Genomic DNA, 10,366 nt, shown 5'->3' on the forward strand with positions numbered 1-10,366 from the left:
CGCCGCCCGGGCCGCCGCCCATGCCGCCGGTGCTCGGCCCGGCCGTCACGATGGAGCCGGTGTGGCCCTCGGAGACGGTCGTCACGCTGTAGGCGGCCGGACCCGCGAGCGCCGCCACGAGGGCCGCGCCGACGACGACCGGCACCGCGCGACGGTGCAGGAGAGCGATGGCGAGGAGGAGGAAGGAGGCGGCCATGCCGATCGCGAGGACCGAGATCCGCAGCCACGAGCCGTATTCCGTCGTCCGTGACAGAAGGATGAAGCCCCAGACGGACGCGGCGGCGGTCGCGACGGCGAGGGTGATCGAGCCGACCGGCTTCGCGCGGTTCTCCCACGCCTCCCAGGCGCCCATCCCGACGAGCGCGGCGATCGCCGGTGCGAGGGCGACGGTGTAGTACGCGTGGAAGATGCCGGCCATGAGGGAGAAGGTGAGGCCGGTGACGAGGAGCCAGCCGCCCCACACGAGGTATGCCGCGCGACGGGCGTCCGTGCGAGGTGCCCGGCCGCGCAGCCAGAGGCCGACGGCGAGGAGGACGAGCGCGCTCGGGATGAGCCAGGAGATCTGGCCGCCGATCTCGGAGTTGAACAGGCGCCCCAACCCCGTCGCGCCCCACTGCCCGCCGGCGCCACCGCCACCGCCGACGGACCCGGTCTCGTTGCCGGAGAGCCGGCCGAAGCCGTTGTAGCCGAAGGTGAGCTCGAGGAAGGAGTTCGTCTGGCTCCCGCCGATGTAGGGTCGCATGCTCGCCGGGACGAGCTCGACGACGGCGACCCACCATCCGGCCGAGACGACGAGGGCGCCGACGGCGGCGAGCGAGCCGAGGATCCGGCGGCGCAGCGTCGTGTTCGCCGCGACGAGGAACGCGATGCCGAAGAACGGCACGACGAGGAACGCCTGGAGGGTCTTGGTGAGGAAGCCGAACCCGATGAACACCCCGACGAGTGCCATCCACCGGATCGAGCCCTTCTCGACCGCCCGCAGCGTCGCCCACGCGCCGAGCGCCATGAGGAGGGTGAGGAGGGCGTCGGGGTTGTTGAAGCGGAACATGAGGACCGCGACCGGGGTCAGCGCCATGACGGCGCCGGCGACGAGGCCGGCCTGGGCCGAGAAGTGCCGCTTGACCGTCGCATACACGATGCCGACCGTCGCCACGCCCATGAGGACCTGCGGCATGAGGATGGCGAAGGAGTTGAGGCCGAACGCCCGGACCGACAGCGCCATGATCAACAGCGAGGCCGGTGGCTTGTCGACGGTGATGGAGTTGGCGGCGTCGGAGGACCCGTAGAAGAAGGCCTTCCAGCTCACGCTGCCGGCCTGGACCGCGGCGGAGTAGAAGGAGTTGGCCCACCCGCTCGCGGCGAGGTTGTAGAGGTAGAAGGCCGCCGTCGCGAGGAGGAGGACGACGAGCGCGGGCCGGGCCCACGCCGGGTCGTCCTCCGGGCCGCGCCACAGGCGGGTGAAGCGGCCCGGAGCACCGGGCCGGACCGGTGGCGTCTCGTCTGTCGGAGGGGACGTGTCCCGCGGGGAGTCCACGGTCGCGGCCGTCCCGGTGGGCGCCGTATGCAGGGTCATCGTGTCCATGGCGTCCACCATCGGCGCGGGGGCTATGCGGTCGCTGTGTCGCTCCCCAGCCGCTTCAGTGCATCCGCCGCGGGCTGCCTCGTGACGCCCGGCACGGCGGCACGCATGACCGTCTCGCCGTCGTCGACGCGCCGGATCTCGATGGCCGCGATCTGCGACGGCGGGAGCGGCGTCGTCGCCGACGGGTGCATGACCTTGTCCGGCTTGGCGGTCCACTGCTTCAGCTCGCTGCTCGCGCCTCCGCGGTCGACGACCCAGATGGAGTAGTCGGCCGTCGAGGGGTCCTCACCCGGGTACTCCTGCGCGTCGGTCGCCCGCGCGTACTGGCACTCGACGTCGAGCTGGGTCCCGTCCGCCGTCGCGGTGACGTCGACGACCGCTGTCATCGACGACGGGACGACGTCGCTGAAGGCCAGCCGGACCGGCCCGGTCGCCACGATCCCGGCCGGCGGCGCGGTGTCGCCGAGGTGGGCGACGGCATACCCTCCGGCACCCCCCACGACGAGAGCTGCTGCGGCGGCGACCCCGACGAGCCAGCCCCGCCGGGCAGTGCGACGAGCCGTCGCCGGGGCGCTCTCGCCGGCCGGGAGATCCGGCATGAGCGAGGCGGGCGGCTCCGGCCAGCCGCCCTCGGGGGGTTCGAGGCCGAGCACCTCGTCGTAGGGGACCTTGGCGAGCAGGCCCGGCATGCCAGCCAGTGCGGCGACCGCGTCGCGGCAGGACGGACACTCGGCGAGGTGCGCCTCGTAGTCGGTGCGGTCGGCCGCGGACAGGGCGCCGAGGACGTATGCCGCGTCCCAGTCCGCGTACGGGTCGGGTCCGGTCATGGCGCGGTCACCCCCTTCTCCTGGAGCGCGAGCCGCAGGCTGCGCAGTCCGTAGTGCAGACGCGATTTCACGGTTCCTTCCGGTATGCCGAGGCGACCGGCGATGTCGGCGACGCTGCGGCCCTCGTAGTACGCCGCCGCGATGACCTCGCGGTGCTGGCGCGACAGCAGCCCGAGCGCGTCGGTGACGAGCCACCGGTCGAGGACCTCCGCCGTCCGGTCGGTGACGGCCCGCTCGCCGACCTCGTCGACAGCCGTCTCGTGGCGGACGGCCGCGCTTCGCCAGCGGTCGACGACGAGGTGCCGGACGACGGTGTAGAGCCAGGCGCGGGAGGCGGCCTCGGAGCGGTTCGTCAGCTCCGGGTCCCGCCAGGCCCGCAGGAGCGCCTCCTGGACGACATCCTCGGCGGTCTGCGGGTCGCGGGTCAGCCGCATCGCGAACCGCCACAGCTCGGTCGCGTGCCGGTCGTGCAGCCCGCGGAGGGCCGCCTCCTGCCCGCTCGTCACGGCCCTCCTTCGGCTGCTGCTCGGGGTGGTCGGTCGTGTCGACCTCCGGTGGTGCGGCTGCGCCACCCGACCCAGAGGACGAGAACGCGTGCCGCCTGGTTCAATCGCGTCGCTCCAGGGTCAATCGTGCTCCCTGCCCTCGCCGCATCCCAGCCCCCTGCTTGCTCCACGTTCCGGCCCTTCGGTTCCTTTCCAGGTCTCCGCCGCACCGTCCTCGCGGCGCCCCACCCCCAGCGGATGACGATGGCCGGTCGGCGCCGCCCGCTGCGGCATCCGTGGAGCCAGTGGTCGTCGCACAGGTGAACCCAAGCGTTCTCCCCTACGTTGTCGGGTCATGGAGATCAACGGCCTGCCCGCGCACCCGCTGCTCGTCCACGTCGTCGTCGTCCTGCTGCCCCTCGCAGCGATCGGCGGCATCCTCGTCAGCCTGTGGCCCGCCGCCCAGCGCAAGCTGACCTTCCTCGTCCCCCTCGCCGCGGTCGTCGGCACCGCCGTCGTCCCCCTCACGACGAAGGCCGGACACGCTCTGGAGGACACGCTCGGCCAGACGACCCCGGCCATCGACACGCACGCCGGCTACGGGGAGAAGGTCATCTGGTTCGCCGTCGTGTTCGCGGTGGCGACGGTCGTCCAGTGGTGGCTGCTGCGCGGCAAGGGCCCGAGCGCCGCGGTCCGCTGGATCGTCGCGGCGGTCGTCGTCGTGTCCGCGGTCGGTGTCCTCACGATCGTCGTTCTCACCGGCGACTCCGGCGCCCGCGCCGTCTGGGGCTGACCGCGGGGGACGTCCACCCCGGCCTGCGTGGACGCAGACGACGGCCCACCTCACGGGGCCGACAGGCCCGACACGGCGACGGACCGATACGGGGAGGCCCTCGCGAACGCCGAGCCGACGTCAGCCGACGTGTGCCGAGTTCACGACGCCAGGTCGCGTCGACGGCTCCGCAGCAGCGGCACCCGGGCGGGTGTCACGCGCCGGCAGGACGACGCTGAACCGCGTCTCGCCGGGCCGGCTCGTCACGTCCACGCGACCGCCGTGCGCCTGACCGACGGCGGCGACGATCGAGAGCCCGAGACCCGTCGAGCCCGCCGCCCGGGACCGCGAGTCGTCGCCGCGGGCGAACCGCTCGAAGACACGCGACTGCAGGCTCTCCGGTATGCCGGGTCCGTTGTCCGTCACGGCGATCCGCACCATCGACCCTTCGGGCCGGATCGTCGTGACGACCCGGGTGCCCTCGGGGGTGTGGGTGCGGGCGTTCGCGAGGAGGTTGCCGAGCACCTGATGCAGTCGCGCCTTGTCGCCCGTCACGACGACCGGCTCGTCGGGGACGTCGAGCTCCCACTGGTGGTCGGGCGAGGCCGCGTGGGCGTCGCTCACCGCGTCGACGGCGAGGATCGTGAGGTCGACCTCGTCGCGCGCGAGGGGTCGGCCCTCGTCGAGCCGGGCGAGGAGGAGGAGGTCCTCGACGAGGGAGGTCATCCGCTGGGCCTCCGACTCGACGCGCGACAGCGCGTGGACGACCGACGGCGGAACCGGCTCCGGCTCGCGACGGGACAGCTCGGCATACCCCCGGATGGACGCGAGGGGGGTGCGCAGCTCGTGCGAGGCGTCCGCGACGAAGCGCCGGATCCGGGTCTCGCTCTCCTGCCGGGCGCGAAGGGCTCCATCGACGTTGTCGAGCATGCTGTTGAGGGCGAGACCGACCTGCCCGACCTCGGTGCGAGGGTCGGTGTCCTCGGGCGGGACGCGCTCGGCGAGGGCGACGTCGCCGGAGTCGAGCTTGAGGTTGGAGACCCGGCGGGCGGTGGCGGCGACCCGGGCGAGCGGCTCGAGGTTGCGCCGGACGAGATACGTGCCCCCGACGGCGACGGCGGCGAGGCCGGCGGCGGTGCCGCAGACGACGAGCCAGACGAGGACCGACACGACCTGGTCGAGGCCCGAGGTGGGTATGCCGGTGATGAGGACCACGCCGTCGCTGCGCGTCTGGGCGATGAGCAGGTAGCTGCCGATGCCGCCCTCGATCTTCACGCGGCGCGGGTTCGCGCCGAGCTGGGCGTTCTCGAGCTGGGAGATCTGCTCGGCGTCGAGGGAGGTGACGTCGTTGTTCTCGTCGACGACGTAGTTGAGCGGGTTGCCGCTGCGGCTCTCCACGACCTGGCCGTCGCTGAGCCCGAGACGGAGCAGGTTGTTGCTGTTGCCGCCGGGGATGGGTCCGCCGCCGCCCAGGGTGGGGCTGCCGCCGCCGATCGGCCCGTCGAGGCGCTGGGAGGCGCTGAAGAGGTCGCGTTGGAGCTGTCGCGAGAGGTACTCCCGCCCGGCGAGGACGGTGAACACACCGGTCAGCAGCGTGACGACGAGGAACAGTGCCGTCATCGACGCGACGATCTTCGCCCGGAGCGTCCAGCCGGCGGGGTGGGTCAACGAGTCGATGGTCACGGGGACGAACCTCGCGTCACTCCGCGGGCTTGAGGACATAGCCGACGCCGCGCATCGTGTGGATCATCGGAGCCCGGCCGGCGTCGATCTTCTTGCGGAGGTAGGAGATGTAGAGCTCGACGACGTTCGCCTGCCCGCCGAAGTCGTAGTTCCACACGCGGTCGAGGATCTGGGCCTTCGAGAGGACCCGCTTGGGGTTGCGCATGAGGTACCGGAGGAGCTCGAACTCCGTTGCGGTCAGGTTGATCTGGGTGCCACCACGCGTCACCTCGTGACTGTCCTCGTCCATCGTGAGGTCGCCGACGACCAGGAGCGAGGAGCTGTCGTCGGTGACGACCGCGGCGCGCCGCATGAGCGCACGGACGCGGGCGACGACCTCCTCGAGGCTGAACGGCTTCGTCACGTAGTCGTCGCCCCCCGCGGTGAGGCCGGCGACGCGGTCCTCGACGGCGTCCTTCGCGGTGAGGAACAGGACGGGGACGGTGGGGCTGTCCCCCCGCATACGGCGCAGCACCTCCAGCCCGTCGAAGTCGGGGAGCATCATGTCGAGGACGACCGCATCGGGCTGGAACTCCTTCGCGGCCCGCACGGCGGCCAGGCCCGAGGCGGCGGTCCGCACGGCCCACCCCTCGTAGCGCAGCGCCATCGACAGCAGCTCGGTGAGGTTGTCCTCGTCGTCGACGACGAGGACACGCACCGGGCTGCCGTCCGGGCGCTGCAGCTTGGTGGGGCTCGGAGCGGCGTTCGTTGCGGTCATGCCATCCAGTGAAGCGGCTCACCTTGTGTCCCCACCAGACCCTTGCTGTGGAGTTCCTATGTGTCGTCTGTGGCCGGCTCCTAGCGCGTCGACACATCGACCACAGGGTCACCACAGCGCCGAGCCGGAACGTGGGTGCTCGACCACGGCGCCGCCAGGATGCCCGGCGCCCCGAACGCAGACCCGGCGCCTTCACCACAGACGCGGCGCCCCGAGGGGAAGGGACCCGTCCTCATGAACGCCTCCACCGTCCGAGACCGTCTCCTGCGCCGAGCGAGCGAGGAACCTCGCTCCTCGTGGCGCTCTCGCACCCGATCGGGGCCTGTGCACCACGACAAGCATGGTGCACAGGCCCCGATCGGGTGGCAGACCGCCAGGTCTCCCGATGCCGACGGGTCGACGGCTTCCTTGGCAGATGCGGCCGGGTCGACGGCTCCCGCGGTGAATGCGCCGGTGTGGTCGGGCAAGAAGACCGCCGTCGCGGCCGCACTCGCCATCGGACTGTCCTCCGCCGGTGCCGTCGCCGCGGCAGCGGCCCTGCCCGCCGGCTCCGGATCGACCCAGCAGGGACCGGGCGGTCGGGGCGGCTTCGGCGGCCAGGGCGGTCCTGGTGGCTTCGGCGGACCGGGCGGGTTCGGTCAGCAGGGCCAGCAAGGATCCGGGTCGCTCCAGCAGAACGGCATCGTCCAGAACGGCACGGTCCAGAACGGCACGGTCCAGAACGGCACGGCTACGAAGAGCACCGGAGTCGGCGGAGGCGCTTCGCAGCGGGGACAGGACGGCATACCGGGATCCGGATCGTTGCCCGGCCAGCAGGGCGCGGTGACGACGGGAGTGTCGCCATGAGTCGCGCCGACCGGGGCATGCGTCGCCTTCGCAGGATCATCGCTCTCGTCGGCCATCGCCGCATTGACGAACGGCCTGGGGGCACCGGCGGATTCAAGGACCTGTCCGCGCTCCCCGTCTGCGGGGCGGGAGTGCGTCCGTCCTCCGCCCAGCGGCAGCAGCGCACGGCCTGACAGACCACCGGGCGGGGACGTCACGGGCCAGAGCCCAGGCTCGGAGCCGTCCCCGTCCGGGACTTTCCGGACGCGCCCCGAAGCATTGTGACGTCTGTCACAATGCTGCCATGTCCGACACGGCACCGATCCAGCTCGCCGACGCCATCGCGAACCTGCGCTCCGAGCTCGAGTCGGCTGCGGTGGGGGGCGCGGATTCTCCGGTGCGGTTCGACCTCGGGCCGGTGTCGATCTCCTTCACCGTCGAGGTGTCCCGCACCGCCGAGGGCAACGCAGGCGTGAAGTTCTGGGTCGTGTCGGCCGGTGGCAGTGGAAGCCGGACCGGCTCGACGACACACGAGATCACCCTCGAGCTCCACCCCGTCACGGCGAGCGGGGACCCGTTGCGGATCTCCGGTCGCGCCCTCCGGGAGCCGCGCGAGCCCGAGAACCGGTCCCCTTCCGGGGAGTAGGCCGTGGCCGCCGACCCCTCGCGCCTGGTCGACGTTCGCGGCGTCCACCCGCCGGATGCCGCGGGCCGGGTGTACGAGGAGCTGGGCAGCGGACTTCTCGTGACCGACGACCTCGTCCTCACGGCCGCGCATGTCGTCTTCGACGCCGACGGGCCGATGCCCGTCGAGGCGTCGCTGCCCGGTTCGGCGGCACCCCTGGCAGGCGAGGTCGTCTGGCCGCTGCCGCGAGGAGACGTCGACGTCGCACTGGTGCGCGTCACGGGCGCGCACCACCTCCCGGACCGGGGCCGGAGCCCCCGCTGGGGTCGGTTCACGACGAGCCGCACGGGGCAGTGCGTCGATGCCGCGGGCTTTCCCGCGGTCCTGAAGGAGGGGCCGAGCCGGGTCAGCTACCAGCTCGTCGGCCACCTCAACCCGCAGGGCGCCCAGGGCCTGGGCCGTCACCTGGTGTCGGTCGAGGACCCGCCGGCGGACCCGGGTCCCGGACGACCGTCGCCGTGGGAGGGCATGTCGGGGGCCGCGGTCTTCTGCGGGCCGGTCCTCGTCGGCGTCATCGTCATCGACACTCCCGGGTTCGCCCGCGACCTGCTCACCGCCGTTCCGGCCGACACGGTCCTCACCGACCCGATGGCACGAGAGCTCCTCGGGCTCGACGCCGGAGCCCGCTCGGTCGAGCTGGAGCCACTCATGGTCCGCGCGGCGGGACTGCAGCGACCCGCCTCGCCGGCGCAGCTTGTCCGGGCCGAGCAGGGCGTCATCAGCTTCGTCGGCCGCTCGCGCGAGCTGCGCCAGCTCGAGGCGTGGTGTCTGTCGCCCGCCGAGTTCGGTGCCCAGGTCATCGTGGGTCCGGGCGGCCGGGGGAAGACCCGGCTCGCCCAGTTCCTCGTCGCCCGTGCGACGTCGATCGACGAGGAGCTGCTCGCCGGGTTCCTCTCGGCCATGCCGACGACCCAGGCGGACTTCGAGCCGCTCATGAGCGTGCTGCGCCGTCATCGGGTCGTGCTCGTCGTGGACTACGCCGAGAGCCGCGGGCCGCAGCTCGAGGCGATCCTCGCGGCATACGAGAGCGCCGGTAGCCCTCCGCGGATCCGGTTGCTCCTCCTGGCCCGCGACGACGGCGACTGGTGGAGCCGGCTGCGGGACCGCCACCCGGACCTGCTCGGGGAGGTCGACGTCGCCGCCCTCGGTCCACTCCACGACCGGCGCGACCGAGAGGCCGAGTTCCGCGCCTGCGTCGACCAGTTCGCCCGGCGGCTGCCCGAGATCGACTCTCGTGTCGACTGGCTCCGGGTGGCGGCCACTGTCGAGCCGGAGGGTCTCGCGGACCCACGGTTCGGGGACCCGCTGGCGTTGCAGCTCAAGGCACTCCTCGCCCTCCTCGACCGAGGACCGCAGCCGGGCGGCCTGCGGCTGGAGGAGCGGATCATCGCCCACGAACGCGACTACTGGCGGCGCACCCTCGAAGCGGAGGGCCTCGAGCTCTCGGCGAGAATGCGCGACCACGCCGTCGCCGCCGCGACCCTCATCGGTGTCGCTACCCGCCCGGCGGCCATGCAGCTGCTCCAGCGGATTCCCGAGCTGACCCAGCACAGCCGGGTCGCCGACTGGCTCCGCTCGCTCTACCCCACGGAAGCGACGACGCGGTATTTCGGCCCCCTGCAACCCGATCGAATCGGCGAGCATCTCGTGGGGCGCGTCACGCAGGATGAGCCCACCCTGCTCAGTCACCTGCTCGCGTCCGACGACGTCGCGGAGCTGGAGGAGGCTCTCATCGTCCTCGGCCGCGCGATACCGCACCAGCCTCACCTCGTCGACCAGCTCGGCGATCTCGTCTCCTCCGGTGGGCCTGCCCTCACCGCCGCGATGGACGGCGCCGTCGAGCGGATCTCCGACCCGCTCCCGCTGCTGCGACTGCTGCCGGAGCGGCTCTCGCCGGGGCGCTTCACCGTCGATCCGGACGACTACGGCAGCAGCAGCAGCTGGGGCCACCAGAGCAGCGTCCCCGAGCGGCTCGACGACCTGGCGCGCGACGTCGGCGGCAACCCGTTCACCTCGAGCGCTCCCCCACCGCCTCCGGTCCTGCCGGGCGGGGCGCCGCCTGGCGCATGGCCGTGGGCAGGTGAGCGAGAGGCCGCGGGCAGGGAGCACGAACGGCTCGCGACGGTGGCCTACGAGGCCGGCAACCTCGTCCTCGCCAGCCACGAGTTCGCCCGCGCCGCGGACGTGTACGAGAAGGCCGGTCTCGACGAGCCGCTCACCCGCGCCCTGCTGGCGCAGGCATCCGTGCTCAGCGACGCGCGCTCGTTCGAGGCCGCCGCCCGGACCATCGACCACGCGGTGTCGCTCGTCCGAGGGCAGTTCGGCAGCGGGCGTCTCGACTCGGGGGTCCTCGGCCGAGCTCTCGACGTCCAGGCCGGCATCCTCGCCGAGATGGGCGATCTCGAGCGGGCCCTGGCGAGCCAGCAGGAGGCCTGGACCCGGCTGCGCGACCACGAGCGCGAGGAGGGCACGCCCGCCGCGACGCGCGATCTCGTCCGGGCCCTCTCCAACCTCGCCGCCCTGACCCAGCGGACCGGCCGGACAGGAGAAGCGATGCGGCACTCGGCCGAGGCGGTGGACCTTCTCGCCACCATCCGCGACACCCTCGCCCCAGGGGATGCCACGGCGGGGCGGATCCTCCTGCAGCATGCGCAGACCACGGCGACGGTGGAGGGCCCCGAGCCGGCGGAGCGGTGGGCCCGCCGCGCGCTCGAGGAGCTGCATCGCACCGCCGAGCTCGGCGCGCAGCC

At 72.7% G+C, this 10,366-nt stretch carries 9 protein-coding genes; 4 read left to right on the top strand and 5 right to left on the bottom strand.

Features of this window, described 5'->3' with window-relative positions; genetic code table 11:
* From BN12_RS12420 to BN12_RS12430, 3 genes are all read right to left on the bottom strand, one after another.
* Positions 1-1,582, bottom strand: a 1,582-nt coding sequence (locus BN12_RS12420; RefSeq protein ID WP_053080026.1) for a glycosyltransferase family 39 protein, incomplete at its 3' end; no start/stop codon positions are given.
* Positions 1,583-1,605: 23 nt separating this feature from the next.
* Positions 1,606-2,409 carry a zf-HC2 domain-containing protein gene (locus tag BN12_RS12425; protein WP_048552878.1) on the bottom strand — a complete coding sequence of 268 codons (804 nt, stop codon included), beginning with the start codon at positions 2,407-2,409 and terminating at the stop codon, positions 1,606-1,608.
* Positions 2,406-2,915 carry a sigma-70 family RNA polymerase sigma factor gene (locus BN12_RS12430; protein WP_048552879.1) on the bottom strand — a complete coding sequence of 170 codons (510 nt, stop codon included), beginning with the start codon at positions 2,913-2,915 and terminating at the stop codon, positions 2,406-2,408. Before BN12_RS12430 ends, BN12_RS12425 begins: the two co-directional genes overlap by 4 nt.
* A gap of 334 nt (positions 2,916-3,249) precedes the next feature.
* Between BN12_RS12430 and BN12_RS12435 the strand changes: the two genes are divergently transcribed.
* On the top strand, positions 3,250-3,687 hold the full coding sequence (locus BN12_RS12435) for a DUF2231 domain-containing protein (protein ID WP_048552881.1): 438 nt from the start codon (positions 3,250-3,252) through the stop codon (positions 3,685-3,687).
* 120 nt (positions 3,688-3,807) lie between these two features.
* On the opposite strand, the gene BN12_RS12440 is transcribed toward BN12_RS12435, so the two are convergent.
* Together BN12_RS12440 and BN12_RS12445 are read right to left on the bottom strand one after the other, a co-directional pair.
* Positions 3,808-5,349: a sensor histidine kinase gene (locus tag BN12_RS12440; protein WP_235432392.1), complete on the bottom strand. Its 1,542-nt coding sequence runs from the start codon at positions 5,347-5,349 to the stop codon at positions 3,808-3,810.
* Positions 5,350-5,365: 16 nt separating this feature from the next.
* Positions 5,366-6,106, bottom strand: a complete 741-nt coding sequence (locus tag BN12_RS12445; protein ID WP_048552884.1) for a response regulator transcription factor — start codon at positions 6,104-6,106, stop codon at positions 5,366-5,368.
* Between the two features lie 441 nt (positions 6,107-6,547).
* Here BN12_RS12445 and BN12_RS12450 point away from each other — a divergent pair, with 441 nt between their 5' ends.
* The 3 genes from BN12_RS12450 to BN12_RS12460 all read left to right on the top strand — a co-directional run.
* The gene (locus BN12_RS12450; RefSeq protein WP_157635477.1) at positions 6,548-6,952 is read left to right on the top strand and encodes a hypothetical protein; all 405 of its coding nucleotides are present in this window, start codon (positions 6,548-6,550) and stop codon (positions 6,950-6,952) included.
* Positions 6,953-7,235: 283 nt separating this feature from the next.
* The gene (locus BN12_RS12455) at positions 7,236-7,577 is read left to right on the top strand and encodes a trypco2 family protein (RefSeq protein WP_048552889.1); all 342 of its coding nucleotides are present in this window, start codon (positions 7,236-7,238) and stop codon (positions 7,575-7,577) included.
* 3 nt (positions 7,578-7,580) lie between these two features.
* The coding region (locus BN12_RS12460; RefSeq protein ID WP_048552891.1) for a S1 family peptidase at positions 7,581-10,366 on the top strand (2,786 nt) is incomplete at its 3' end.

This window comes from Nostocoides japonicum T1-X7, assembly GCF_001046855.1.
Lineage (GTDB): Bacteria > Actinomycetota > Actinomycetes > Actinomycetales > Dermatophilaceae > Nostocoides > Nostocoides japonicum.

What these genes read in the sequence shown, in the direction of transcription:
- BN12_RS12425 (WP_048552878.1), bottom strand. Translation starts at nt 2,409, where the DNA reads ATGACCGGACCCGACCCGTACGCGGACTGGGACGCGGCATACGTCCTC.
- BN12_RS12435 (WP_048552881.1), top strand. Translation starts at nt 3,250, where the DNA reads ATGGAGATCAACGGCCTGCCCGCGCACCCGCTGCTCGTCCACGTCGTC.
- BN12_RS12445 (WP_048552884.1), bottom strand. Translation starts at nt 6,106, where the DNA reads ATGACCGCAACGAACGCCGCTCCGAGCCCCACCAAGCTGCAGCGCCCG.
- BN12_RS12455 (WP_048552889.1), top strand. Translation starts at nt 7,236, where the DNA reads ATGTCCGACACGGCACCGATCCAGCTCGCCGACGCCATCGCGAACCTG.